The organism is Methylobacterium sp. 1030, from assembly GCF_040544715.1.
GTDB lineage: Bacteria > Pseudomonadota > Alphaproteobacteria > Rhizobiales > Beijerinckiaceae > Methylobacterium.
In genome coordinates, this window is sequence record NZ_JBEPKM010000018.1 from 39,930 (window position 1) to 63,831 (window position 23,902).

At 71.2% G+C, this 23,902-nt stretch carries 23 protein-coding genes; 15 read left to right on the forward strand and 8 right to left on the reverse strand.

The window, feature by feature from the left end; translation table 11 throughout:
- Positions 1-33: 33 nt before the first annotated feature.
- Entirely contained in the window at positions 34-555 is a 522-nt protein-coding gene (locus ABIC30_RS23985) for a hypothetical protein (RefSeq protein WP_020090731.1), read from the reverse strand.
- Positions 556-604: 49 nt separating this feature from the next.
- Positions 605-1,447 (reverse strand): 3-oxoadipate:acetyl-CoA acetyltransferase, encoded by an 843-nt coding sequence (locus tag ABIC30_RS23990; RefSeq protein ID WP_026604553.1) that lies wholly within the window; start codon positions 1,445-1,447, stop codon positions 605-607.
- 175 nt (positions 1,448-1,622) lie between these two features.
- Here ABIC30_RS23990 and aroQ point away from each other — a divergent pair, with 175 nt between their 5' ends.
- The 11 genes from aroQ (at position 1,623) to ABIC30_RS24045 (ending at position 14,159) form a co-directional block, all read left to right on the forward strand.
- Positions 1,623-2,072: a type II 3-dehydroquinate dehydratase gene (gene aroQ / locus ABIC30_RS23995; protein WP_020090729.1), complete on the forward strand. Its 450-nt coding sequence runs from the start codon at positions 1,623-1,625 to the stop codon at positions 2,070-2,072.
- A 143-nt stretch (positions 2,073-2,215) separates the two neighbouring features.
- A complete protein-coding gene (locus ABIC30_RS24000) occupies positions 2,216-2,917 on the forward strand; it encodes an orotate phosphoribosyltransferase (RefSeq protein ID WP_020090728.1) in 702 nt (233 codons plus the stop codon).
- A gap of 13 nt (positions 2,918-2,930) precedes the next feature.
- The gene (pyrC, locus tag ABIC30_RS24005; protein ID WP_205833819.1) at positions 2,931-4,010 is read left to right on the forward strand and encodes a dihydroorotase; all 1,080 of its coding nucleotides are present in this window, start codon (positions 2,931-2,933) and stop codon (positions 4,008-4,010) included.
- A 207-nt stretch (positions 4,011-4,217) separates the two neighbouring features.
- Positions 4,218-5,663, forward strand: coding sequence for an amidase (locus tag ABIC30_RS24010; RefSeq protein ID WP_020090726.1), 1,446 nt, complete (start codon positions 4,218-4,220; stop codon positions 5,661-5,663).
- Between the two features lie 435 nt (positions 5,664-6,098).
- Positions 6,099-7,874: an acetolactate synthase 3 large subunit gene (locus ABIC30_RS24015; RefSeq protein WP_354456142.1), complete on the forward strand. Its 1,776-nt coding sequence runs from the start codon at positions 6,099-6,101 to the stop codon at positions 7,872-7,874.
- A gap of 82 nt (positions 7,875-7,956) precedes the next feature.
- Positions 7,957-8,499 carry an acetolactate synthase small subunit gene (gene ilvN, locus ABIC30_RS24020; protein WP_020090724.1) on the forward strand — a complete coding sequence of 181 codons (543 nt, stop codon included), beginning with the start codon at positions 7,957-7,959 and terminating at the stop codon, positions 8,497-8,499.
- A gap of 125 nt (positions 8,500-8,624) precedes the next feature.
- Positions 8,625-9,269, forward strand: a complete 645-nt coding sequence (locus tag ABIC30_RS24025; protein ID WP_042673010.1) for a glutathione S-transferase family protein — start codon at positions 8,625-8,627, stop codon at positions 9,267-9,269.
- Between the two features lie 82 nt (positions 9,270-9,351).
- Positions 9,352-10,008, forward strand: a complete 657-nt coding sequence (locus ABIC30_RS24030) for a TetR/AcrR family transcriptional regulator C-terminal domain-containing protein (protein WP_085986784.1) — start codon at positions 9,352-9,354, stop codon at positions 10,006-10,008.
- 12 nt (positions 10,009-10,020) lie between these two features.
- Positions 10,021-11,040: a ketol-acid reductoisomerase gene (gene ilvC, locus ABIC30_RS24035; protein WP_012322218.1), complete on the forward strand. Its 1,020-nt coding sequence runs from the start codon at positions 10,021-10,023 to the stop codon at positions 11,038-11,040.
- A 166-nt stretch (positions 11,041-11,206) separates the two neighbouring features.
- Complete coding sequence (locus ABIC30_RS24040; protein WP_020090721.1) at positions 11,207-11,860, forward strand: pyridoxamine 5'-phosphate oxidase family protein; 654 nt, start codon at positions 11,207-11,209, stop codon at positions 11,858-11,860.
- Between the two features lie 223 nt (positions 11,861-12,083).
- On the forward strand, positions 12,084-14,159 hold the full coding sequence (locus ABIC30_RS24045; protein WP_354456143.1) for a methyl-accepting chemotaxis protein: 2,076 nt from the start codon (positions 12,084-12,086) through the stop codon (positions 14,157-14,159).
- A 21-nt stretch (positions 14,160-14,180) separates the two neighbouring features.
- On the opposite strand, the gene tam is transcribed toward ABIC30_RS24045, so the two are convergent.
- The 5 genes from tam to ABIC30_RS24070 form a co-directional block, all read right to left on the reverse strand.
- A complete protein-coding gene (gene tam, locus ABIC30_RS24050; RefSeq protein WP_234081995.1) occupies positions 14,181-14,963 on the reverse strand; it encodes a trans-aconitate 2-methyltransferase in 783 nt (260 codons plus the stop codon).
- Between the two features lie 22 nt (positions 14,964-14,985).
- Entirely contained in the window at positions 14,986-15,687 is a 702-nt protein-coding gene (locus ABIC30_RS24055; RefSeq protein ID WP_234081999.1) for a haloacid dehalogenase type II, read from the reverse strand.
- Positions 15,684-16,748, reverse strand: a complete 1,065-nt coding sequence (trpS, locus tag ABIC30_RS24060; RefSeq protein ID WP_020090717.1) for a tryptophan--tRNA ligase — start codon at positions 16,746-16,748, stop codon at positions 15,684-15,686. Before trpS ends, ABIC30_RS24055 begins: the two co-directional genes overlap by 4 nt.
- Before the next feature lie 93 nt (positions 16,749-16,841).
- Positions 16,842-17,603 carry an endonuclease III domain-containing protein gene (locus ABIC30_RS24065; protein WP_234082000.1) on the reverse strand — a complete coding sequence of 254 codons (762 nt, stop codon included), beginning with the start codon at positions 17,601-17,603 and terminating at the stop codon, positions 16,842-16,844.
- A 161-nt stretch (positions 17,604-17,764) separates the two neighbouring features.
- A complete protein-coding gene (locus tag ABIC30_RS24070) occupies positions 17,765-18,532 on the reverse strand; it encodes a GyrI-like domain-containing protein (RefSeq protein ID WP_234082001.1) in 768 nt (255 codons plus the stop codon).
- Positions 18,533-18,727: 195 nt separating this feature from the next.
- Here ABIC30_RS24070 and dapF point away from each other — a divergent pair, with 195 nt between their 5' ends.
- Positions 18,728-19,615, forward strand: coding sequence for a diaminopimelate epimerase (gene dapF, locus ABIC30_RS24075; protein ID WP_234082002.1), 888 nt, complete (start codon positions 18,728-18,730; stop codon positions 19,613-19,615).
- Positions 19,615-20,841 (forward strand): tRNA (N(6)-L-threonylcarbamoyladenosine(37)-C(2))-methylthiotransferase MtaB, encoded by a 1,227-nt coding sequence (gene mtaB, locus ABIC30_RS24080; RefSeq protein ID WP_354456144.1) that lies wholly within the window; start codon positions 19,615-19,617, stop codon positions 20,839-20,841. The genes dapF and mtaB overlap by 1 nt, the downstream gene beginning before the upstream one ends.
- 182 nt (positions 20,842-21,023) lie before the next feature.
- Here the strand turns inward: mtaB and ABIC30_RS24085 are convergent, their stop codons facing one another.
- Positions 21,024-21,698, reverse strand: a complete 675-nt coding sequence (locus ABIC30_RS24085) for an RluA family pseudouridine synthase (RefSeq protein WP_234082006.1) — start codon at positions 21,696-21,698, stop codon at positions 21,024-21,026.
- 57 nt (positions 21,699-21,755) lie between these two features.
- Here ABIC30_RS24085 and ftsY point away from each other — a divergent pair, with 57 nt between their 5' ends.
- Both ftsY and ABIC30_RS24095 read left to right on the forward strand, forming a co-directional pair.
- Entirely contained in the window at positions 21,756-23,156 is a 1,401-nt protein-coding gene (gene ftsY / locus ABIC30_RS24090; RefSeq protein WP_234082007.1) for a signal recognition particle-docking protein FtsY, read from the forward strand.
- Between the two features lie 131 nt (positions 23,157-23,287).
- Positions 23,288-23,902: a septation protein A gene (locus ABIC30_RS24095; RefSeq protein ID WP_091679240.1), complete on the forward strand. Its 615-nt coding sequence runs from the start codon at positions 23,288-23,290 to the stop codon at positions 23,900-23,902.

The following is a 23,902-nucleotide window of genomic DNA, read 5'->3' on the forward strand; positions in this document are numbered from 1 at the left end:
CGACGTCCCGAAACCGCGACGTCGCTGGCCGGCTCACAGACACGGATTCATGACCGGCTCGCGCGGGGTCGAGAGCAGGTCGTCGACCTGGGCGCGCAGGCCCGCGGCGCCGCCGGTCCGCAGGGCCTCGTACAGGGCCTCCGCGTCGCGGCCGCAGACCGCGCCGGGCCGCTGCTCCGGTTCCGTCGTCCCGTCGCGCGGCGGGCCGGCCCCGTCCGGGGCGTTGTCGGCGATGAAGCGATCGATGCGCGCGAGCGCGGCGCGCAATTCCTGCTGGAAGTCCGGGTCGGCGCCGGCGTGGCACGCCTGTCCGACGGCGCGCATCGCCTGCAGGATGCCGCGCATGCACAGCACCGCACCCTTGCCGGTCCGGTCGACCTTCGTGACGGTGTCGCCGCGCCGAATGGTCTGGATCCCGTTCACGAGCGCCTCCGCCGATCCCGGTCCGGCCTGACCGGGAGCCTCCGAGGACACGACCAGGAACGCGCAGGCCGCGGCGGCGCAGCCGACGATCAGGGATCGCGGTCGGGACGGCGTGCGTGTCGTGAGGCGCATGGATCCGGTGCCGTCTCCACCGCGCGACCGCGGCAACATCTGCGCCCGCTCAACCCAGGCCCAGGGCGGCGCGGGCCTCCGCGGGCGTGGCGACGCGGCGGCCGTGGCAGGCCACAGCCTCGGCGGCGAGGCCGACGAGCTCGGCGTTGCTCGCCGCCAAGCGGTCCTTCGTCACCCGGATGTTGTCCTCCAGGCCGGTGCGGACCGCGTCCGCCCCGCGGGCGAGTGCCCAGTCCATCACGATCGCCTGGTTGCGCCCGATCCCGGCCGCCGTCCAGGTCGCCTCCGGCAGGATCCGCCGGGTCTCGGCGAGCAGGATGTCGAGGAGGTGCTCCTCGGCCGGCATCGCGTTCTGGACGCCCATGACGAACTGCACGTGCGGGCGCGCGTCGATCAGGCCCGCCTCCACCAGCCGCTTGGCGCCGTGCAGGTGCGAGAGGTCGAAGATCTCGATCTCGGGCCGGACGCCGTACTGCTTCATCTGGCCGGCGAGGTCGGTCACGAGGCTCGCGGAATTCTCGTAGACGATCGTCGGGAAGTTCACCGAGCCGGTGGACAGGGAGGCCATGTCGGGCCGGTGCTTGAGCGAGAGGCCGCGGGCGGCCGGGTCGCGCCCGCGCCCGCCCGTCGAGAACTGCACGATCATCCCCGGGCAGTGCCGGCGCAGCCCCTCCTGCACGGCGGCGAACCTGTCCGGATCGGAGGAGGGCGACTCGTCGTCGTTGCGCACGTGGATGTGGCAGAGCGTGGCGCCGGCCTCGAAGGCCTGCTGCGTCGACTCGATCTGCTCGGGCACGGTGACCGGAACGGCCGGGTTGTCGGTCTTGCGCGGCACCGAGCCGGTGATCGCCACCGCGATCACCACGGGCGCGTCGCTCCGGGATCCTGCCATTCGCCTGTCCTCCCTGCCGCATCGGGCTTCCGCGACCGGGATAGCGCCGCGGGATCCGGATCTGAACCGCCCGGCGCGGGCGGCAGCTCCGTGTGCGGGACATCTCCGGCCGGATGACAGCCCGGACTTGAGTCTTGCGGGCGCTTGCCGCACCTCTCGACCCGCGAGGCACACGATGAACGACACCGTCCTGGTCCTGAACGGGCCGAACCTGAACCTGCTCGGCAAGCGCCAGCCGGAGATCTACGGCCGCGAGACGCTGGCCGACGTCGAGGCCCTGTGCCGCGAGACGGCCGCCGGCCTCGGCCTCGCGGTCGATTTCCGCCAGAGCAACGCCGAACATGTGCTGATCGACGCGATCCACGAGTACCGCGTCGGCTCGACCGGCATCGTCATCAATGCGGGCGCCTACACCCACACCTCGGTCGCCATCCTCGACGCGCTGAACACCTGCGAGGTGCCGGTGATCGAGTGCCACATCTCGAATGTCCACCGCCGCGAGGCGTTCCGCCACCATTCCTACCTCTCGCTCGCGGCCACGGCCGTGCTGGCGGGATTCGGCACGCACGGCTACGCGCTGGCGATCCGGCACCTCGCGCATCTGCGGGCCGGCAGACCTGCGTGAGGCGCGGATAGCGCCGCGATCAGGGTTGACGCTGGCGGAGACAGGGCGGAGGAGGGCGGTCAGGCCCTATTCCCACGCGATCTCTCTGGCCGGACCGGTTCTCAAGGCCCCGGAGAGCGCCCCAAGCGGAGCGCGCACGCCGCATGACCAGCCCCTTCCTGCCCCTCGACCGGAAAGTGATCGCCCGCGAGGCGGCCAAGATGTTCCTCGAGATCGAGGCGGTGCTCTTCTACAAGGACGAGCCGTTCAAGTTCACCTCGGGCTGGGCGAGCCCGGTCTACACCGACAGCCGGAAGATCATCTCGTTCCCGCGCCTGCGCTCGACGCTGATGGATTTCGCCACCGCCACCATCGTGCGCGAGATCGGCTACGAGAAGCTGACCCACATCGCCGGCGGCGAGACCGCCGGCATCCCCTTCGCGGCCTGGATCGCCGACCGGATGATGCTGCCGATGCAGTACATCCGGAAGAAGCCTAAGGGGTTCGGCCGCAACGCCCAGATCGAGGGTGAGATCGTCGAGGGCGCCCGGACGCTGCTCGTCGAGGACCTCGCCACCGACGGGCGCAGCAAGGTCAATTTCTGCAAGGCCCTCCGCGATTCGGGCGCCCAGGTCGAGCACTGCTTCGTGCTGTTCTACTACGACATCTTCCCTGACAGCGCCGCGCTGATGGAGGAGATCGGTATCAAGCTCCACTACCTCACCACGTGGTGGGACGTGCTGGCGGTGGCCAAGGAGATGGGCACCTTCGACCCGAAGACGCTGGCCGAGGTCGAGCGCTTCCTCAACGCGCCGGCGGAGTGGTCGGCGGCCCACGGCGGCATCTCCGCCTTCGGCCAGGCCTGAGGGGCATCCCGCGATGAGCGTCGCCGACCTGTTCCCCGCTGAGCGCCAGGACGCGAAGACCGTCGACCGGATCACGATCCGGCGGCCTGACGACTGGCACATCCACCTGCGCGACGGCGCGATGCTGAAGGCGGTGCTGCCCTACACGGCGGCGCAGTTCGCCCGGGGCATCATCATGCCGAACCTCGTGCCGCCGGTGACCACGGTGGCGGCCGCCAGCGCCTATCGCGAGCGTATCCTTGCCGCGCTGCCGGAAGGCCAGGACTTCACGCCGCTGATGACCTGCTACCTGCGGGACGACACCGACCCGGACGAGATCGAGCGCGGATTTCGGGAGAAGGTCTGGGTCGCTGCGAAGCTCTACCCGGCCGGCGCGACCACGAATTCGCACGCGGGCGTCACGGACCTCGTCGGCATTACCCCCGTCCTGGAGCGCATGGAGCGGATCGGCATGCCGCTCCTGATCCACGGCGAGGCGACCGACCCGGAGATCGACATCTTCGACCGGGAGGCCGCCTTCATGGAGGGCAGCCTGATCCCGCTGCTCGGCCGCCATCAAGGGCTGAAGGTCACCGTGGAGCACGCCACCACGGCGGAGATCCTCGACGTGGTCCGGGAACACCGGAGCCGGTGCGCGGCGACGATCACGCCGCACCACCTCGTGATCAACCGGACGCACATCTTCCAGGGGGGGCTGCGCCCGCACCTGTACTGCCTGCCGGTGGCCAAGCGCGAGCGGCACCGTTTGGCCCTGCGCGAGGCCGCGACCTCCGGCGAGGCCTGCTTCTATCTCGGCACCGACACCGCGCCGCATGTCCGCGGGGCCAAGGAGGCGTCCTGCGGCTGCGCCGGCGTGTTCTGCGGGCCTTCCGCGCTCCAGACCTACGTGCAGGTCTTCGACGAGGAGGGGGCGCTCGACAAGTTCGAGGCCTTCGCGTCGCTCAACGGAGCCCGCTTCCACGGGCTGGAGCCGAATGCCGGGACCGTGACCCTGGAGCGGCGGGAGAGCCGCATCGCCGAGGCCGTCGCGGTCGACGACACGGCAGTCGTCGTGTTCCGCGGCGAGGAGACGCTGCCCTGGTCGGTGGTATAGCGAATCAGGGCGATGGGTGCGCTCCGTCATCGCGAGCGCAGCGAAGCGACCCAGGGATGCGCGACATCGGTGATCGTCGCGCGACACTGGATTGCTTCGCTGCGCTCGCAACGACGATGATCGGCACTCCATCCAATCAGCCAGAGCCATCTTTGCCTGGATCCAACCTCCGGTTACCGATCTTCCGTCGATCCGGGGGAGGGCAAGATGCAGGACGCGCGACAGGATGGCATCACGGCGCTCGGCGCCGTGGACCTCGCCGCCGCCATCCATGGCCGAGTGATCTCCTGCGTGGAGGTGATGCGCGCCTATCTGGAGCGGATCCATCGGATCAACCCGCAGGTGAACGCCCTCGTGGGCCTCGCCGACGATGCCGCGCTCCTGCGGGAGGCCGAGGCCGCCGACGCCGCGCTGGCGCGGGGGGACGCCGTCGGGCCGCTGCACGGCTTCCCGCTGGCCGTGAAGGATCTCGACCCAGTCCGCGGCCTGCGGTTCACGCAGGGCTCCCCGATCTTCGCCGACCGGGTCGCCGACACCGACTCGATCATGGTGACGCGCCTGCGCGCCGCCGGGGCGATCTTCATCGGCAAGACCAACATCCCCGAGTTCGGCCTGGGCTCGCACAGCTTCAACCCGGTCTACGGCGCCACCGGCAACGCCTACGATCCGGCCAAGACCGGGGGCGGCTCGAGCGGCGGCGCCGCGGTCGCAGTCGCCTTGCGGATGCAGCCGGTCGCCGACGGCAGCGACCATGCCGGCTCCCTGCGCAACCCGCCGGCCTTCAACAACTGCTACGGCCTGCGCCCGAGCTGGGGCCGGATCCCCGCCGAGGCCAAGGACGTGTTCAGCCCGAACCTCGGCGTGCTCGGGGCGATCGGGCGCACGCCCGGCGATATCGGCCTGATGCTCTCGGTGCTGGCGGGCTACGACCCGCGCTGCCCGAACGCCATTCGGCAGGACCCGTCCGCCTTCGCGAGCCCGCTCGCCCGCGATTTCCGCGGGACCCGGATCGCGTGGCTCGGGGATTGCGGCGGCCAGATCCCGTTCGATCCCGGCGTGCTCGACGTCGGGCGTTCGGCGCTCGCCACCTTCGCGGAGATCGGCTGCACCGTCGAGGAGGCGATGCCGCGCTACGACATGGAGACCCTCTGGCAGGACTGGCTGGTGCTGCGGGCCTTCACCGTCGCGGCGAACCTCCGCCCGTTCTACGACGAGCTCCGCCACCGGGTCCTGCTGAAGCCGGAGGCGGCCTGGGAGGTCGAGCGGGGGCTGGCGCTCGGCGCCGACCGGATCATCGCGGCGCTGGAGGGCCGCACCCGCTGGTACGAGACCCTGCGCCGCTTCATGAAGACCTACGACTACGTGGTCATGCCCAGCGCCCAGGTCTTCCCGTTCGACAAGGGCCTGCGCTGGCCCGAGACGGTGGGCGGACGGGCGATGGACACCTACCACCGCTGGATGCAGATCACGATCCCCGCGACGATGTCGGGCCTCCCGTCGCTCGCCGTGCCGGCGGGCTTCGGCGAGGCCGGTCTGCCCACTGGCATCCAGATCGTCGGTCCGAACCACGGCGAGCTCGCCTGCCTGCAGCTCGGCGCCGCCTACGACGCGGCGAGCGGCTGGGTGCGCCGCTACCCGCCGCCGCTGCAGTGAGCCGCGGCTCCGGCACTCAACCGGCGCGGAACCAACGCGATTGCACGCACGGACGCGTTGACCGGCTCCGCGCTCTCCGCTAAGAGGCCCGACACTTCGCGCGCCGACTATGAGCCAGTTCCGGATCATGGGGCCGCCGCGGGGCAGTTTCGGGTTTCCGATGACGACGGTCCTTATTGTAGCGGTAGCGTCACCGACGGGGCGGCCCTGAACGAGGGTCGCGATCCGAGCGGTGGCGCATGCAGGGTCCCTCGGGGCCCTTTTTTGTTGCCCGCTCCAGGGCGGCATGGGATCGGCGCAGACGGGTGACCGAGGCGAGAGGCACCTTCGGGCGAGGCGGAGACCGCCCCGCGTGACGGGGGTGCCGGGAGAGAGGACGGGGCAGGGCGGCGATCATGGGATCGCGGTGGCCTCGGAGAGCGCGAGGAGACGAGCATGGGCGGCGAGGTCATGACCGGGGCCGAGATGGTCATCCGGGCCTTCCAGGATCAGGGTGTCGACACGCTGTTCGGGTACCCGGGCGGCGCCGTACTTCCGATCTACGACGCGCTCTTCCACCAGAACGCCGTCAAGCACATCCTCGTCCGCCACGAGCAGGGCGCCGTCCACGCCGCGGAGGGCTACGCCCGCTCGTCCGGCAAGGTCGGCTGCGTCCTCGTCACCTCGGGCCCCGGCGCGACCAACATCGTCACCGGGCTCACCGACGCGATGCTGGATTCGATCCCGCTGGTCTGCATCACCGGCCAGGTTCCGACGCACCTGATCGGCACCGACGCGTTCCAGGAATGCGACACGGTCGGCATCACGCGCCACTGCACGAAGCACAATTACCTGGTCAAATCGATCGACGACCTGCCGCGCATCCTGCACGAGGCGTTCTACGTCGCGGCGAACGGCCGGCCGGGCCCGGTCGTCGTCGATCTGCCCAAGGACATCCAGTTCGCCTCCGGCCTCTACGAGCGTCCGGAGATCGCGAGCCACAAGACCTACCGCCCGGCCGTGAAGGGCGACGCCGACCGGATCCGCGCGGCCGTCGAGCTGATGGCGACCGCACGGCGGCCGGTCTTCTACACCGGCGGCGGCGTGATCAACTCGGGCCCGGAGGCCTCGCGGCTGCTGCGCGAGCTCGTCCGCGAGACCGGTTTCCCGATCACCTCGACGCTGATGGGGCTCGGCGCCTATCCGGGCACGGACGAGAAGTTCCTGGGCATGCTCGGCATGCACGGGACCTACGAGGCCAACCTCGCGATGCACGAGTGCGACGTGATGATCTGCGTCGGCGCGCGGTTCGACGACCGGATCACCGGCCGGCTCGACGCGTTCTCGCCCTTCTCCAAGAAGATCCACATCGACGTCGACGCCTCCTCGATCAACAAGGTCGTGAAGGTCGATGTCGGGATCGTCGGCGACTGCGCCTCGGTGCTCGCCGACATGCTGGAGGCGTGGCGCGCCGTGCCGTCGCGGCCCGACAAGTCGAACCTCGATCCGTGGTTCCAGAAGATCAGCGCCTGGAAGGCGCGGGACTGCCTCGCCTACTGGCCGTCGGGCACGATCATCAAGCCGCAATACGCCGTGCAGCGCCTCTACGAGGCCTGCAAGGACCGCGAGACCTACATCACCACCGAGGTCGGTCAGCACCAGATGTGGGCCGCCCAGTACTTCAAGTACGACGAGCCGAACCGCTGGATGACGTCGGGCGGCCTCGGCACGATGGGCTACGGCCTGCCGGCGGCGATCGGCACCCAGCTCGCGCACCCGAACGGGCTCGTGATCGACATCGCGGGCGAGGCCTCGATCCTGATGAACATGCAGGAGATGTCGACGGCGGTGCAGTACCGCCTTCCGATCAAGGTGTTCATCCTGAACAACGAGTACATGGGCATGGTCCGCCAGTGGCAGGAGCTGCTGCACGGCTCGCGCTACTCGCAGAGCTACTCGGAGAGCCTGCCGGACTTCGTGAAGCTCGCGGAGGCCTACGGTGCCAAGGGCATGCGCTGCGAGAAGCCTGGCGACCTCGACGGCGCCATCGCGGAGATGCTCGCCCATGACGGCCCGGTGATCTTCGACTGCATCGTCGACAAGACCGAGAACTGCTTCCCGATGATCCCGTCGGGCAAGGCGCACAACGAGATGCTCCTGTCCGATTACCTCGGCGAGACCGGCGTCGAGCTCGGCGACGTGATCTCCGAGGAAGGCAAGATGCTGGTGTGAGGGCGGGCGGCCCGGCGTCACCGCCGGGCCGCGATCCGCCGCTGCGGCGGCGATGGGTCGAACGACGAGGACGAGGCCGGCGATGAACGCGATGAACACCCACTACCCCGATGCCGTCCGCGTCGAGCCGGTGAACCGGCACACGCTGGCGGTGATCGTCGACAACGAGCCCGGCGTGCTCGCCCGCATCTCGGGCCTGTTCTCCGGCCGCGGCTACAATATCGAGAGTCTGACCGTCTCCGAGACCGAGGAGGCGCGCCACATCTCGCGCATCACCATCGTGACCACCGGGACGAACGCCGTGATCGAGCAGATCAAGGCGCAGCTTGACCGGCTGGTGCCGGTGCATCGGGTCGTGGACCTCACGCTCCAGGGCAACGCCATCGAGCGCGAGATCTGCCTCGTGAAGGTGAAGGGCGAGGGCGAGCACCGCAGCGAGGCCCTGCGGCTGGCCGCCGCCTTCGGCGCCAAGACGCTGGACGCCACGCTCAACTCCTTCGTGTTCGAGCTGACCGGCGCTACCGAGGATGTCGACCGGTTCGTGCGCCTGATGAGCGTGATCGGGCTGGTGGAGATCTGCCGGACGGGCATCTCCGCCATGGGGCGCGGGGCGGAGCCGCTCTGAGCTTCTGGCGCGCGGCCAGTCGGTGCTCGGGGGAGCCGGAAGACGTTACCGGCTCTGAAGGCGACAGCCGGCTGGCCGTTGTCGCTGAAAACGCCGCGCCCGTATTCGTCGATCAAGGACCCCCCATGACCGCCCGCAACCTCTACTACGCCCCCGGCGCCTGCTCGCTCGCCGCCCACATCATCCTGGAGGAATCCGGGCTGCCCTACGAGGGCCTCAAGCTCGATCTCGCCGCGGGCGACCAGCGCCGGCCGGAATACCTCGCGATCAACGATCGCGGCCGTGTCCCGGCGCTGACCGAGGACGGCTGGGTGCTCACCGAGTGCGCGGCCATCATGCGCCATGTCGCCCGTCAGGTGCCGGAGAAGGGGCTCTGGCCCACGGATCTCCGCGAGCAGGCCGCCGCCGACGAGTGGCTCGGCTGGCTCGCCTGCAACCACCACGTGACCTACGCCCATGTCCGCCGGCCCGAGCGCTACACCGAGGACGAGAGCGCCCTCGAGGGCATCAAGGCGAAGGCGGCCAACACCTACGCGGACCTCGCCACCATGACCGAGGTGCGCCTGTCGCACGGCGGGTGGGCGGTGGGCGACCGGTTCAGCGTCGTCGACGCCTACCTGACGGTCTTCTGGTTCTGGGCCAACGGCCCGGTGCTCCGGTTCGACATGGCCGGTCGCTTCCCGGCCTGGACCGCCCATGCGCGCCGGGTCGCCGAGCGCCCGGCTGTCCAGGCCGTCTTCGCCCGCGAAGGACTGCCGCTCCCCCGCTAGCGAGGTGCGAGCGCGACCCCCCTTGCCGCGCCCCACGAATCGGCCTACAGCGCGTACCGTACGGTACGGTACGCCATTCGAGATGATGCAGGCCAGCGCGACAGCAGAGCGGGAAGAGCCGTCGGCACGCCAGCAGGCAGTGCTGGACGCCGTGCTCGGCCTCATGGTCGAGGACGGCGAGCAGCTCACCATGGACGCCGTCGCGCGCCGGGCGAGCTGCTCGAAGGAGACGCTCTACAAGTGGTTCGGCGACCGGGACGGGTTGCTGACCGCGACGGTGCGCTGGCAGGCCTCCCGGGTCCATGCCGGGAACGACAGCGCTCAGGTGCTCGACGGCGCGACCCTGCGGGAGCGCCTGCAGGACTTCGCCGTGACGTGGCTGGAGGTCATCACCGGCCCGACCTCGGTGGCGCTGAACCGCATCGCCATCGCGCATGCGGGCTCGCGCAAGAGCAATCTCGGCGGCATCGTCCTGGCGAACGGGCGCTTCGCGATCGGCGAGCGGGTGAAGCCCGTGCTGGAGGCGGGGCGCGCCGCCGGCCTGCTGAGCTTCGCCGACAGCGAGGCTGCCTTCCGCACCTTCTTCGGCCTCGTCGGCCGGGATATCCAGATCCGCCTTCTGCTCGGCGAGACCCTCGACCTCGACGGGGCCGGGATCCGGCGCGACGCGGGCCGCGCCGTCGAGCAGTTCCTGGCCCTGTACGGCCGGGCCAAACCCGACCCGAAACACCAAGTCTAAGAGGAGACAGACATGCGGGTGTATTACGATCGCGACGCCGACCTGAACCTGATCAAGGGCAAGAAGGTCGCCATCGTCGGCTACGGCAGCCAGGGCCACGCCCACGCGCTCAACCTGCGCGATTCCGGCGTGAAGGACATCGTCATCGCGCTGCGCGAGGGCTCCGCCACCGCCAAGAAGGCCGAGCACGAGGGCTTCAAGGTCCTGTCGGTCGCCGAGGCCGCCAAGTGGGCCGACGTGGTGATGATGCTGACCCCCGACGAGCTGCAGGGCGACATCTACCGCGAGTCCCTCGAGGGCAACATGAAGCAGGGCGCCGCGCTCCTGTTCGCCCACGGCCTCAACGTCCACTTCAACCTGATCGAGCCGCGCAAGGACCTCGACGTCCTGATGGTCGCCCCGAAGGGCCCCGGCCACACCGTGCGCTCCGAGTACCTCCGCGGCGGCGGCGTGCCGACCCTGATCGCCATCGCGCAGGACGCCTCCGGCAACGCCCACGACCTCGGGCTGTCGTACGCCTCGGCCAACGGCGGCGGCCGCGCTGGCATCATCGAGACGACCTTCAAGGAGGAGTGCGAGACCGACCTGTTCGGCGAGCAGGCCGTGCTCTGCGGCGGCCTCGTCGAGCTGATCAAGGCCGGCTTCGAGACCCTGGTCGAGGCGGGCTACGCCCCCGAGATGGCCTATTTCGAGTGCCTCCACGAGGTGAAGCTGATCGTCGACCTCATCTACGAGGGCGGCATCGCCAACATGAACTACTCGATCTCCAACACGGCCGAGTACGGCGAGTACGTCACCGGCCCGCGCATCGTGACGCCCGAGACCAAGGCCGAGATGAAGCGCGTGCTCAACGACATCCAGTCGGGCACCTTCACCCGCAACTGGATGCTGGAGAACAAGGTCAACCAGACCTCGTTCAAGGCGACCCGCGCCAAGCTCGCCGCCCACCCGATCGAGGAGGTCGGCGCCAAGCTCCGCGGCATGATGCCGTGGATCTCCGAGAAGGCGCTGGTCGACAAGACCCGCAACTGATCCGCATCCGCGCGGTCGGGCCCGGCCCGGCCGCGCACGCGCGGGGCCGGTCACGCGGAGGCGTGGCCGGCCCTTCGCGTTCCGGGTTGCCCGACACAGGGTGTCCCGGCCATAAGCCCGCCAGCGGTCCCGCGCGTACGAGGACCGGCAAGCGGAGAGGACACGCATGGCATCGCTCTATTCCGACGCGCACCGGGCGCTGCAGGAGGAGTTCGGCACCACCAAGCTCGCCGTGCGTCTCGACGAGGACTGGGTCCACGAGACCGTCCAGCCGGACGAGGCCGCCTTCATCGGCTCCCGCGACATGTTCTTCCTCTCGACCGTCGACCCGGACGGGATGCCGACGGTCTCCTACAAGGGCGGTCCCACGGGCTTCGTGAAGGTGCTCGACGACAAGACGCTTGTCTTCCCGGGCTTCGACGGCAACGGCATGTTCTACTCGATGGGCAACATCGAGGGGCAGGCCAAGGTCGGCCTGCTGTTCATCGACTTCGAGACGCCCCACCGGATCCGCGTCCAGGGCCACGCGACGCTGCTGCGCGACGACGCCCTCTTGGCCGCGTACACCGAGGCCAAGTACCTGGTGAAGGTCGCGGTGACGAAGATCTGGATCAACTGCCCGCGCTACATCCACAAGTACCAGAAGCTCGAGCAGAACAAGTACGTGCCGCGGCCCGGCCGCGAAACGCCGCTCGCCGCCTGGAAGCGCCTCGACCTCGCGGGCGACGTGATCAGCGATGCCGACAAGGCCCGCGTCGCTCAGGAGGGCCGGCTGGAGGTCGCGGAGTACGAGGCGCTGATGGCCCGCGGCGAGGCCTGATCGTCCATTGCGGCCGCCCCGCAGTCCCGGGCGGCCGGTGCGGAACTCAAATTGCGTCAAATCAGATTTTTCCGAGTATAAATCTGCCGTACAAAATACTAATAAAGCATAACTTCTGTGTTCTATAGTTTAATGGTCTAAAAAATTCTTGACGATGTGAGTGCCGAGCCATAAATTTCGTGCAGATTTTGCCGATCGCATCTTTGCTCGGACCGTTAAGATCATGGTTTCGCTCCCGCTGCGCGTCGCATTGATCTGCAGCATCCTGATCGCTGCGGTGTTCGCGGGTGGGACGACTTTTCTCGCCCGCCGAATCGACGCTTCCTTCGATGAGCAGGCCGCAGAGATACAGTCGGAGACGCTGTCGAACGAGGCGCGCGAGGTCCGCTTCCGCCTCGCGGTAGCGGCCAAGACTGCCGAGAGCATCGCGGCCTCCGCGTCGGCCCTGCGCGCCGGCCGCATCCAGGACCGGGACATCTACGACGCGCTGCTGCGCGAGCTTCTGCGCGCCAACCCCGAGCTGATCGCGACCTGGACGGGCTGGGAGCCGGACGCCCTGGACGGGCGCGACCGCGCGTTCGCCGGCACGGCCTCCTCGGACGCGAGCGGCCGCTTCATGCCTTACTGGAACCGCGGGAGCGGCACGATCAAGCGCGAGGTCCTCACGGGCTACGAGGCCGAGCCGGACGGCGCCTATTACCTCCGGCCGAAGCAGCTGAACCGCTTGGTCGCCATCGAACCCTACATCTACCCGGTGGCCGGGAAGGACGTCGTCATGATGTCGTTCGGCGCACCGATCACCGTGGACGGCACGTATCGCGGCACCGCCGGCGTCGACATCGATCTCGGGTCCCTGAACGCCGCCCTCGGGGCGGTGAGGCCGTTCGGGACCGGCTACCTCGCCGTGGTCTCGGCGAACGGAACGACCGTCGCGCATCCGACCGGCGCGGCGGCCGGGAAGCCGATGCACGGCTTCGACGCGTCGGCGGCGGACGCGGCCCGGCAGGCGATCGCGGCGGGAGCCGTGGTGGTGACCGACGCGCCGGGCCCGGACGGGGCGCCGTGGCGCTACATGGCGCAGCATATCCAGGCGGGCGAGACGCCCGACCGCTGGGCGATCGTCGTCGCAGTTCCGGTGGCGACGCTCACGGCCGCCGCCGTTCGGGCGCGCGCGACGCTGATCGGCATCTCGGTCCTCTGCGTGCTGATCGGGTGCGCGGCCGTCTTCGGCGCGCTGCACCGTCTCGTGGGGGCGCCGATCCGCGGCCTCGGCCGCACCATCGGCGACATGGCCGCGGGCGATTACGGGGCGGATGTACGCGAGGCGCGGCGCCGCGACGAGGTCGGACTGGTCGGGCGTGCCGTGCTGAAGCTGCGTGACGGCCTGCGGGCGCAGGCGGAGGCCGACGCGCGGACGCGGGCGGAGGCTCAGGCGGCGGCCGACCGGGACCGCAAGCGGGTGACCGCGGACTTGGCGAACAGCTTCGAGCAGGCCATCGGCGGCATCGTCGCGACGGTCACGGACGCGGCCACCGCGCTGCAGGCCACGGCCGGGGCGCTGGCCGCCACGGCGTCGGAGACCGCCGGCCAGTCGACCACCGTCGCGGCCGGGGCCGAGGAGGCCGCCGCCAACGTCCGGGCCGCGGCCTCGGCGGCCGAGGAGCTTGGCAGCTCGGTGCAGGAGATCGGGCGTCAGGTTCAGGGATCCGCGCAACTCGCGCGGGCCGCGGCCGACGAGGCCGGGCGCACGGTGCGGCTGGTGGAGGATCTGAGCGCGGCGGTGATGAAGATCGGGGATGTTGTGGCGCTGATCAGCGGCATCGCCGGCCAGACCAACCTGCTGGCGCTCAACGCCACGATCGAGGCGGCCCGCGCCGGCGAGGCCGGCCGGGGCTTCGCGGTCGTGGCCGCCGAGGTGAAGGCGCTGGCCGAGCAGACCGCACGGGCCACCGAGGAGATCGCGGGCCAGATCGCCCGCGTCCAGGCCTCGACCGAGCAGGCGGCCTCGGCGATCGGCAGCATCACGACGCGCGTCGACGAGATCAGCGGGGCGGCCACGACGATCGCGGCCGCGGTCGAGCAGCAGGGCACGGCAACCCAGGAGATCGTCCGCAACGTGACCCAGGCCGCCGCCGGCACGGGCGAGGTGACGACGAACATCGCCCGCGTGGCCGAAGCCGCCGACATGACCGGCTCTGCCGCCGGTCAGGTGCTGGAATCGTCCGCGGACCTGTCGCGGCAATCCGCGCATCTCCGGGCGGAGGTCGGCCGCTTCCTCGGAACGGTGCGCGCGGCCTGATGGTCGCCGTGCCGGCCCGCGCTACGGCGCCTTGCGGGCGACGATGAACACGCGCGGGAAGGCGAGCAGGCGCCGCCCGTCGCTGCGCGGCGGGTAGGCGGCGTCGATCGCGCGGGTGTAGGCCGCCAGGAAGCCGGCCCGCTCCTCCGGATCCAGCGGGTCGAGGAACGGCCGAAGCCCGGTCGCGCTGACCCAGTCCACGATGGCGGTCGCGTCCGCCATGCGGTGGTGGTAGGCGGTGCGCCAGACATCGACCTCGGCGGCGCGCGGTGCCAGCAGGTCGTAGTAGGCGGCGGGTTCCAGCATCCGTCCCAGGCGGCCGACCACGGCCGGATCGCCGATCGCGGCCGCCCAGGGACCGTCCGCCGCGACCGCGCGCATCAGGCGATGGGTCGGCTCGGCGAGGTTGTCGGGCATCTGCACGGCGAGCACGCCGCCCGGGTCGAGGAGACCGAACAGCCGCGGCAGCAGGGTCGCGTGGTCCGGCAGCCATTGCAGCACGGCGTTGGCGTAGATCAGGTCCGGGGCCCGCTCGGGTACCCAGGTGGCGGCGTCGGCCAGCGCGAAGGACAGGCCCGGCAGGCGGGCGCGGGCGCTCTCCAGCATCGCCGGGGAGGTGTCGAGGCCGATCACCTCCGCGTCGGGGAAGCGCGCCGCGATCAGCGCGGTCGAGTTGCCCGGCCCGCAGCCGAGATCGACGGCGAGCCGCGGTGCGTCGAGGGGCACGCGGGCGAGGAGCTCGGCGGCGGGGCGGGTCCGCTCGTCCTCGAAGCGGGTGTAGAGGGCGGGGTTCCAGTCGGCCATGGCACCCTTCCGTGAAAAGTCCTCAGCAGCCGAGCCGGTCGGCGAGGTCTGCCAGATCCCGCGCCGCGTGGGTGACCGGCACCGTCGGCGCGGTCTCGCCGCCGGCCGGGCCGTGCTCGTGCGGGCGAGCGATGTGGGCGGTGGCGAGCCCGTGGCTGGCGGCCGCCGCGAGGTCGTTCGAGTGGGCGGCGACCATCATGGTCTCTCCCGCCGCGAAGCCGAAGGCCGCGACCGCGTCGCGGTAGAGCGCCGGCTTCGGCTTGTAGTCGCGGGAATAGCCGGCGCCGAGCACCGCGTCGAAGATCAGGCCGTTGCGGCGGGCCAGGTCGGCCATCAGCCGGACATGCCCGTTGGAGTTCGGTGCCAGGAGGTGCTTCTCGCGCAGGCGTCGCAGCGCGTCCGGCACCTCGGGCCATGCGTCGAGCCGGTGCCATGCCTGGACAAGCTCGCCCCGCACGGCCTCGGAGACGCCCGCGAGGCCGAACTGCGCCAGCACGCCGGGCAGCGACTCGGCCTGGAGCGTGTCGAGGTCGACGTAGGGTCGGGCGCCGGAGCGCACCGTCTCCATCGACGGGTTGTAGCGGGCCCGCCACGCGTCCGCGAAGGCGCCGGCATCGAGGTCCGGCGCGACGGGCGCGAGCAGCCGCGACGCCTCGCGGGCGACGCCGGAGCGCCAGTCGACCAGCGTCCCGAAGACGTCGAAGACCAGCGCCCGGACGGTCACCGCACCGCCTGCAGGCTGGGACCGCGCCGGACGAAGCCGACGATGTCCTTGACCGCGTCGAGGGTCTGCGCCGCGATGGTCTCGGCCCGGGCGCCGCCGTCGGCCAGCACGGCGTCGATATGGCCCGGATCGGCGGTGAGGCGGCGCATCTCCTCGGCGATCGGCGCGAGGCTCGTCACCGCGAGGTCGGCCAGAGCGGGCTTGAAGGTCGAGAACTGCGCCCCGCCGAAATCGCGCAGAACGTCCTCGCGGGTGATCCCGGCGAGCGCCGCGTAGATCCCCACGAGGTTGTCGGCCTCGGGCCGCTCCTTCAGGCCCGCCACCTCGGAGGGCAGGGGCTCGGGGTCGGTCTTCGCTCTCCGGATCTTCTGCGCGATGGCGTCCGCGTCGTCCGTGAGGTTGATGCGGGCGTTGTCCGACGGATCCGACTTCGACATCTTCTTGGTGCCGTCGCGCAGCGACATGACCCGGGCGGCCGGGCCGCCGATCAGCGGCTCCGTGATCGGGAAGAACGCGTCGCCGTGGCCGTGCGCCGTGATCGACCCCGAGAAATCGGTGTTGAACTTCTGTGCGATGTCCCGAGTCAGCTCCAGGTGCTGCTTCTGGTCCTCGCCGACCGGCACATGGGTCGCCCGGTAGGCCAGGATGTCGGCCGCCATCAGCACCGGGTAGTCGTAGAGGCCGATCGAGGCGTTCTCCCGGTCCTTGCCGGCCTTCTCCTTGAACTGGGTCATGCGGTTCAGCCAGCCGAGACGGGCGACGCAGTTGAACACCCAGGCGAGCTCGGCGTGCTGCGGCACCTGGCTCTGGTTGAACACGATCGAGCGCTTCGGATCGATGCCGGCGGCGAGGAAGGCGGCCGTGACCTCGCGGATCTGGCCGCGCAGGGCCTCGGGATCCTGCCAGACGGTGATCGCGTGCAGGTCGACCACGCAGTACAGGCACTGCGCGTCGCGCTCCTGCATCTCCACGAAGCGCTTCACCGCCCCGAGATAGTTGCCGAGGTGCAGGTTGCCGGTGGGCTGGACGCCCGAGAAGACCAATTCGGTGAACGCGGCCATCGGCGCCGATCCTGAGCGAGGGAAGACCGGGGCTCCGCGCCGTCCGGGCGCGCGGTTACTCGCACCCGTAGGCCGGAATGGTCAAGGACGCGCTCACGGCTCCCGCGTGGGCAGCTTCGCGCTGGGGCAGAGGTCGACCAGGACGCAGCGCCCGCAGGCCGGGCGATGATGATGGCAGACCTTCTGCCCGTGCAGCATCAGGATCTCGTGATTGTCGTAGAGATCCTGCGCGCTCCAGTCCGCGGGGAGCTGCGCCCGCAGGATCGGGTGCGACGGGCCGACATCGACCCGCCTGCCGATCAGCCCGAGGCGCTGGGCGACCCGATGATGGTGGCTGTCGACCGGCAGCGCCGGCATCCGCAGAGTGGAGAAGGACAGGACCGCCGCGCTGGTCTTCGGCCCGACGCCCGGGATCGCCTGCAGCCATTCCCGCGCCGCCTCGACCTCCATATCGGCCAGGAAGGCGAGGTCGAGGCTGCCGTGCCGGTCGCGCAGGGCGCGGAGCACGTCGCGGATACGCGGCGCCTTCAGCTCCGGCCAAGTCACGCCCGCGATGGCGGCCTCGATCGCCGGCACGTCCGCGTCGAGCATCGCGTCCCAGTCGGGGAAGCGCGCCCGCAGCGCCTTGAAGGCCCGGCCGGATTCGGCATTGCGGGTCCGGTGCGACAGGAGCGACGAGACGAGCTCGCTGACCGGATCGAGGCTGTGGAAGTACGGGATCGGGCAGCCGTAGACCGGGCAGAGCCGCGCGTGGACGGCGAGCGCCTTCTCGGCCAGGGCTGGATCCGCGACGGCGGGGACCGCCTTGCGGCGTGAACGCGGGACGGTCGCGGATCTGAGGTCGGCGGCGGGCATGTCGGGCGAATCCGCCAGCCGCCGCCCCTGTTCCTGGCGGTACGAGGCAGCGGCGATCTGTCCGCATCGTCGGGTCCGCGCGCTTCCAGCGGAGAGCAGGGCGCGCTCGATTCCGAGGCGGTCGTCGCGACCGAAGGGCGCCGCCGCCGGCCCGCGCTCGCCTATTTCACCAGCGCGTAGATGTTCACGTCGAGACTGTCGTCGGTGCTGTCCTTGAGGTCAGTGGCGTACTCCTCCACGAACCGGTCCTGCACGACAATGTCCTTGGCATCGAGGTAGGCGGTCAGCGTCTCGTAGGTGCTGTCGATCGACTCGTAGGAGCCCTTATGGGCGAAGCGCAGCGCCTTGCCGGAGGGCGTCGTGCCGAAGCGCAGGCCGTCGGTCTCGGCTGGTGCCGGGCTCGGCGCGGCCGCCACCGGGACCATCGCCTCGAACTCGAAGCCGTCGTCGTCCGTGCGGGTGAAGACCGCGAGCGGCCGGCCGGCCGGCGCGACGCCGAGCTTGGCGAGGTCGGCCTCGATCCGCGCGAAGGCCTGCTTCAGGTTCGGCACGGCCTCCTCCCACTTGGTCTTGCCGGACAGGATCGCGGCTGGCTTGGCCGGGAGGGTTACCTCGTCGACGTCGCCGGGCTCGCCGGCCTTCTCGATGAGCGTGGGCCGGCCGGGGGTCCCCGTGCTCGTGGCCGGGGGCGTTGCCGCCGCAGACTGGCCCGCGGGCGGGGGCGCCACCGATTGCTGCGGGGCCGGGGCTGCGCTCTTGTCCGGGTCGGCGACCGGGTTCGGCGCGGTCGTGGTCGGCAGCGGGTTCGTCTGGGCCGGCGCGGGCGCCGTGGAGGGCGGCGGCGCGGGCTGCTGCTGGGCGGCGATCGGGCCGGCCGACGCGAGCACGAGGGCGGCCGAGAGGGCGACGAGCGGACGAAGGCGGATCACGTAGGGCGCTCCGGTCGAGGCCCACGGATGATCGCGCGGGCTCCCGCGGCGTAACCTAGTGGCGAACGGGACGGCCCGCGAGGGCGCCGCGGACGAGAGCCGCGGGTGCGGCGCATCTGCCACGCCGTGGCACCCCTCGCGCCGGGCAACGGCTTTTGCGATATAGCCCGCGCCTTCCTCCAACCGCGGGACCGCATGAGCGCACTCGCCCACAGACGCTTCCTGAAGATGCACGGCGCCGGCAACGCGATCGTGGTGCTGGACCTGCGCGGCTCCGCGGCGAAAGTCCGGCCCGAGGAGGCGCGGGCGATCGCCCAGGATCCCGGCTCGACCTTCGATCAGCTGATGGTCCTGCACGATCCCGTGAGCCCGGGCACCGACGCGTTCATGCGCATCTACAACACCGACGGTTCGGAATCGGGCGCCTGCGGCAACGGCACGCGCTGCGTCGCCTACGCGATGCTCGACGACCCGGCCATGGCGCGGCCGGCCGAGGGCGGCCGGCTCACCCTGGAGACCAGGGCCGGCCTGCTCGGAGTGCGCCGCGTCTCGGAGCGCGCCTTCACGGTCGATATGGGCCGGCCGCGGCTCGCCTGGGACGAGATCCCCCTGTCCGAGCCGTTCCCCGACACCCGCCGGATCGAGCTGCAGATCGGCCCGATCGACGACCCGATCCTGCACTCGCCGGGCGCCGTGAACATGGGCAACCCGCACGCGGTGTTCTTCGTGGAGCAGGATCCGGACAGCTTCGACCTCGCCCGGATCGGCCCGATGCTGGAGAACCACCCGCTGTTCCCGGAGCGCGCCAACATCTCGGTGGCGCAGGTGACGGGCCGCGAGGCGATCAAGCTCCGCGTCTGGGAGCGGGGGGCCGGGCTGACGCTCGCCTGCGGCACCGCCGCCTGCGCCACCGTGGTGGCCGCCTCGCGCCTGCGGATGATCGGCCGGCAGGCCAGCGTCGCGCTGCCGGGCGGCGAGCTGTTCGTCGAGTGGCGTGCCGACGACCACGTCCTGATGACCGGTCCGGTCGCGCTCGTCGCCGAGGGGACCCTGGCGCCGGAGCTGTTCGACAGCGCGGCCTGATGGCGGTCGAGACCCTCACCTTCGGCTGCCGCCTCAACACCGTCGAGTCCGAGGCCCTGCGGGCCCACGCGGCCGCGGACGGGCGCGACCGGGTGGTGGTGAACACCTGCGCGGTGACCGCCGAGGCCGGGCGGCAGGCCCGCAAGGCGATCCGGCGCATCGCCCGGGAGCGGCCCGCCGCCGAGATCGTCGTCACCGGCTGCGGCGCCGAGGTCGAGACGGAGGCCTACGCGGCCATGCCGGAGGTCGCGCGCCTCGTCGGCAACGCCGAGAAGCTGCGGCCGGAGGGCTGGTCGGCGGCCGCGACCGGCCCGGGCGCCGTCATGGCGGCGCGAACGGCCGAGCCGACGCGGGTCGAGGCGGTCGCCGGGCACACCCGTGCCTTCGTGCCCGTGCAGAACGGCTGCGACCACCGCTGCACCTTCTGCGTGATCCCGTTCGGGCGGGGCGTCTCCCGCTCGGTGCCGGAGGCGGACGTGATCGCGCAGGTCGAGACCCTCGTGGCCCGGGGCGGGCGCGAGGTGGTGCTGACCGGCGTCGACCTAACCGCCTACGGCCGCGACCTCGCCGGCCCGGCCCCGTCCCTCGGCGGCCTCGTGCGGGCGATCCTCCGGGCGGTGCCCGACCTCGCGCGCCTGCGCCTGTCCTCGATCGATTCCGTCGAGGCCGACGACGCCCTGCTGGCGGCGATCGCCGAGGAGGAGCGGCTCATGCCGCACCTGCACCTGTCGCTGCAGGCCGGCGACGACCTGATCCTCAAGCGCATGAAGCGCCGGCACCTGCGCGCCGACGCGGTCCGCTTCTGCGAGACGGTGCGGCGGCTGCGGCCCGACATCGTGCTCGGCGCCGACCTGATCGCGGGCTTCCCGACCGAGACGGAGGCGCAGTTCGCCCGCTCCCTCGACCTCGTGGTGGAATGCGGCCTGACGCACCTGCACGTCTTCCCCTATTCCCCACGTCCCGGCACGCCGGCCGCGCGCATGCCGCCGGTTGCGCCGGACGTGATCCGTGCGCGGGCGGCGCGGCTGCGCGAGGCGGGTGCGGGTGCCCTGCGGCGGCACCTCGACGCCCAGGTCGGCCGTCGCCTCACGGTGCTGGCGGAGCGCGGCGGCGTCGGGCGGAGTGTGGATTTCACGGCCGTGCGGCTGGCGGCCGATGAGGCGCCCGGGACGTTCCACAGCATCGCCATCGCGGGGCACGACGGGGCGCGGCTGATCGGCGCCTAGCGCCCGGTCTTCCTGGCCTGTCACGCTCCGTGCCGGCCCCGAAAGGACGGATGCGGTCCAGGCGCATGTTCAATCGTGCCCGCCGCCGTCTTTGCGAGCGGAGCGAAGCAATCCAGTGGCGCCAGGTCTCCCGATGTCGCGCTGCCCTGGGTCGCTTCGCTGCGCTCGCGATGATGCGAGGCTCACGCGCCCATCGTCGCCACGGCTTCGGCGACGTGCGGTGGGGGCGGCGCCGTCACCGTGATGGCCTCCCGTTTAGGATAAAGCGGGATCGACAGCGCCCGCGCGTGGAGGTGCAGCGCGCTCCCGCGGGGCGCGCCGCCGTAGACCGCGTCGCCCAGGATCGGCCAGCCGGAGGCGGCGCAGTGGACCCGGAGCTGGTGGGTCCGCCCGGTGACCGGCTTCAGCTCCAGCCACGTCCGCCCCCCGGCGCGGCCGAGCACCCGCCAGTGCGTCAATGACGGGTCGCCCGCGGGGTCGGCCTTCATCCACCACGAGCGCGGATCGTCCGAGCGGCGGGCCAGCGCCAGGTCGATGCTGCCTTCCTCCTCGGCGGGACCGCCGGCCACGATCGCCCAGTAGGTCTTGTCGACGGCGCTGCCGGAGAAGAGCTTTCCGAGCCGCGCCAGAGCCTTGGCGTGGCGGCCCAGCGCGAGGCAGCCGGAGGTGTCGCGGTCGAGCCGGTGCGCGGCCTCCGGCCGGCGGGGCAGACCGAACCGGAGCGCGTCGAGGTGGTCGGTGAGCGTCTCGCCGCCGCGGGGGCCCGGATGGACCGGCAAACCCGCCGGCTTGTCGATGACGAGCAGCAGGGCATCGCGGTAGAGGAGGCGCGCGCCTATGTCGAAGGCGTTGGACATCCGGATCGGCTAGAGGGTCGGTGTCGGCGGGGCAAGGTGGGGCGAGGACGCGATTTCATGGCGAGCGAGGAGAAGCCCGGCTGGTTCGGACGCCTGTTCGGGCGCAAAGGCCAGCCCGCGCCCGAGGACAGAGCCGAGGATCAGGCCGAGGACAAGCCCGAGGCCGAGCTTCCGGCCGGGGCGGCCTCGCCCTCCGAGGGGGAGCCGGACTTCACCACCGCCGCGGAAGATGTCACCCACGTCCCGCTGCCGCCCGAGGAGACCGGGGAGCCGGTCCCGGACGCGGTCGAGGGTGCGGACCTGCTGCCCGTGGAGGGCGAGCCGGAGCGCCCGCCGGCCGGCACCGCCGGTGACGATCCCGCGCACGGCGCCGACCCGGTCGATACGGGTGATATGAACCGCGAGCCGGTGGTGGAGCCGGCTGCCGACGTGCAGCCCGAGATTCAATCCGATTCCCAGCCCGACATCCAGCCGGTCGACAGCGCCGCGGCCCTCGCGCACGACGCCGGCGCCGGGCCGGACCGCGAGCCGGAGGCCAAGGGCTGGTGGAGCCGCCTCACCTCCGGGATGAAGCGGACCTCGTCGGCGCTGTCCGACCGGGTCACGGGCCTGTTCACCAAGCGCAAGCTCGACGCCACGACCCTGGAGGACCTGGAGGACGCCCTGATACAGGCCGATTTCGGCCTGGAGACCGCGATGCGGGTCTCGGAGGCCGTCGGCAAGGGCCGCTACGAGAAGGGCATCTCGCCCGACGAGGTCCGGGCGATCCTGGCCGCGGAGGTGGAGCGGGCGCTGGAGCCCGTGGCGGTGCCGCTGACGATCGACGACGCCCGGAAGCCCTTCGTGATCCTGACGGTCGGCGTGAACGGCGCCGGCAAGACCACGACGCTCGGAAAGCTCGCCTCGAAGCTGCGGGCGGAGGGGCGCACCGTGATGCTCGCGGCCGGCGACACCTTCCGCGCGGCGGCGATCGACCAGCTCAAGGTCTGGGGTGCGCGCACCGGCACGCCGGTGGTGAGCGGCGCGCAGGGGGCGGACGCGGCGGGCCTCGCCTTCGACGCCCTGAAGCAGGCGGGCACCGCCGGCACCGACGTGCTGCTGATCGACACGGCCGGCCGGCTCCAGAACAAGGCCGGCCTGATGGCCGAGCTGGAGAAGATCGTCCGCGTCCTGCGCAAGCAGGACCCGGAGGCGCCGCACGCCACGCTCCTCGTCCTCGACGCCACGGTCGGCCAGAACGCGCTCAGCCAGGTGGAGCTGTTCTCGCAGGCCGCGCCGGTCTCGGGCCTGGTGATGACCAAGCTCGACGGCACCGCCCGGGGCGGCATCCTGGTGGCGCTGGCGGCGAAGTTCGACCTGCCGGTGCACTTCATCGGTGTCGGCGAGGGCGTGGAGGATCTGGAGCCCTTCGCGGCCCGCGACTTCGCCCGGGCGATCGCCGGGCTGGAGAAGGATTAGGCGGCGGCCGCTCGAAGGTCTCAGGTGCGCGATGTCATGGACATCGCGCGCTCCGCGTTCCACACACCCCGGCGAATCCCGTCCGACGCTCTCAGCCGACCGTGAGCGCCGCAGCCGAGCCAACCGAGCGTATGCAGATCGAATCCGTCCCCCCGCACCGCCACCTGCCGCCGCTCGTGAAGCTGGCGCTGGAACTCGGGCCGCTGGTGCTGTTCTTCCTCGGCAACGCCTATTCCGAGAAGTTCGGCGTCGCCCCGGACCAGAAGCTGTTCGTGGCCACGGGCGTGTTCATCGCGGCGACCGTGGTGGCTCTGGCGATCCACTACGTGATGGTGCGCCGCCTGCCGATCATGCCGCTCGTGTCCGGCGTGGTGGTGGTGGTGTTCGGCGGCCTGACCCTGGCGCTGCAGGACAAGACCTTCATCATGGTCAAGCCGACCATCGTGAACGCCCTGTTCGGCACCGTGCTGCTCGGCGGCCTCGTGTTCGGGCGCTCGCTGCTGTCGGTGGTGCTCGACTCGATGTTCAGCCTCACCGACGAGGGCTGGCGGAAGCTCACCTTCCGCTGGGGCGTGTTCTTCTTCGTGCTGGCGGCTCTCAACGAGCTGGTCTGGCGGACCCAGACGGAGGATTTCTGGGTCAACTTCAAGGTGTTCGGCATCATGCCGATCACCGTGCTGTTCGCCCTCGCGCAGACGCCGCTGCTCACCCGCTACGAGCGCAAGAAGGCGCAGCCGGAGGCGTGA

Coding starts and splice junctions, on each gene's coding strand:
- ABIC30_RS23985 (WP_020090731.1), bottom strand. CDS start 555: ATGCGCCTCACGACACGCACGCCGTCCCGACCGCGATCCCTGATCGTC.
- ABIC30_RS23990 (WP_026604553.1), bottom strand. CDS start 1,447: ATGGCAGGATCCCGGAGCGACGCGCCCGTGGTGATCGCGGTGGCGATC.
- aroQ (WP_020090729.1), top strand. CDS start 1,623: ATGAACGACACCGTCCTGGTCCTGAACGGGCCGAACCTGAACCTGCTC.
- ABIC30_RS24000 (WP_020090728.1), top strand. CDS start 2,216: ATGACCAGCCCCTTCCTGCCCCTCGACCGGAAAGTGATCGCCCGCGAG.
- pyrC (WP_205833819.1), top strand. CDS start 2,931: ATGAGCGTCGCCGACCTGTTCCCCGCTGAGCGCCAGGACGCGAAGACC.
- ABIC30_RS24010 (WP_020090726.1), top strand. CDS start 4,218: ATGCAGGACGCGCGACAGGATGGCATCACGGCGCTCGGCGCCGTGGAC.
- ABIC30_RS24015 (WP_354456142.1), top strand. CDS start 6,099: ATGGGCGGCGAGGTCATGACCGGGGCCGAGATGGTCATCCGGGCCTTC.
- ilvN (WP_020090724.1), top strand. CDS start 7,957: ATGAACGCGATGAACACCCACTACCCCGATGCCGTCCGCGTCGAGCCG.
- ABIC30_RS24025 (WP_042673010.1), top strand. CDS start 8,625: ATGACCGCCCGCAACCTCTACTACGCCCCCGGCGCCTGCTCGCTCGCC.
- ABIC30_RS24030 (WP_085986784.1), top strand. CDS start 9,352: ATGATGCAGGCCAGCGCGACAGCAGAGCGGGAAGAGCCGTCGGCACGC.
- ilvC (WP_012322218.1), top strand. CDS start 10,021: ATGCGGGTGTATTACGATCGCGACGCCGACCTGAACCTGATCAAGGGC.
- ABIC30_RS24040 (WP_020090721.1), top strand. CDS start 11,207: ATGGCATCGCTCTATTCCGACGCGCACCGGGCGCTGCAGGAGGAGTTC.
- ABIC30_RS24045 (WP_354456143.1), top strand. CDS start 12,084: ATGGTTTCGCTCCCGCTGCGCGTCGCATTGATCTGCAGCATCCTGATC.
- tam (WP_234081995.1), bottom strand. CDS start 14,963: ATGGCCGACTGGAACCCCGCCCTCTACACCCGCTTCGAGGACGAGCGG.
- trpS (WP_020090717.1), bottom strand. CDS start 16,748: ATGGCCGCGTTCACCGAATTGGTCTTCTCGGGCGTCCAGCCCACCGGC.
- ABIC30_RS24065 (WP_234082000.1), bottom strand. CDS start 17,603: ATGCCCGCCGCCGACCTCAGATCCGCGACCGTCCCGCGTTCACGCCGC.
- dapF (WP_234082002.1), top strand. CDS start 18,728: ATGAGCGCACTCGCCCACAGACGCTTCCTGAAGATGCACGGCGCCGGC.
- mtaB (WP_354456144.1), top strand. CDS start 19,615: ATGGCGGTCGAGACCCTCACCTTCGGCTGCCGCCTCAACACCGTCGAG.
- ABIC30_RS24085 (WP_234082006.1), bottom strand. CDS start 21,698: ATGTCCAACGCCTTCGACATAGGCGCGCGCCTCCTCTACCGCGATGCC.
- ftsY (WP_234082007.1), top strand. CDS start 21,756: ATGGCGAGCGAGGAGAAGCCCGGCTGGTTCGGACGCCTGTTCGGGCGC.
- ABIC30_RS24095 (WP_091679240.1), top strand. CDS start 23,288: ATGCAGATCGAATCCGTCCCCCCGCACCGCCACCTGCCGCCGCTCGTG.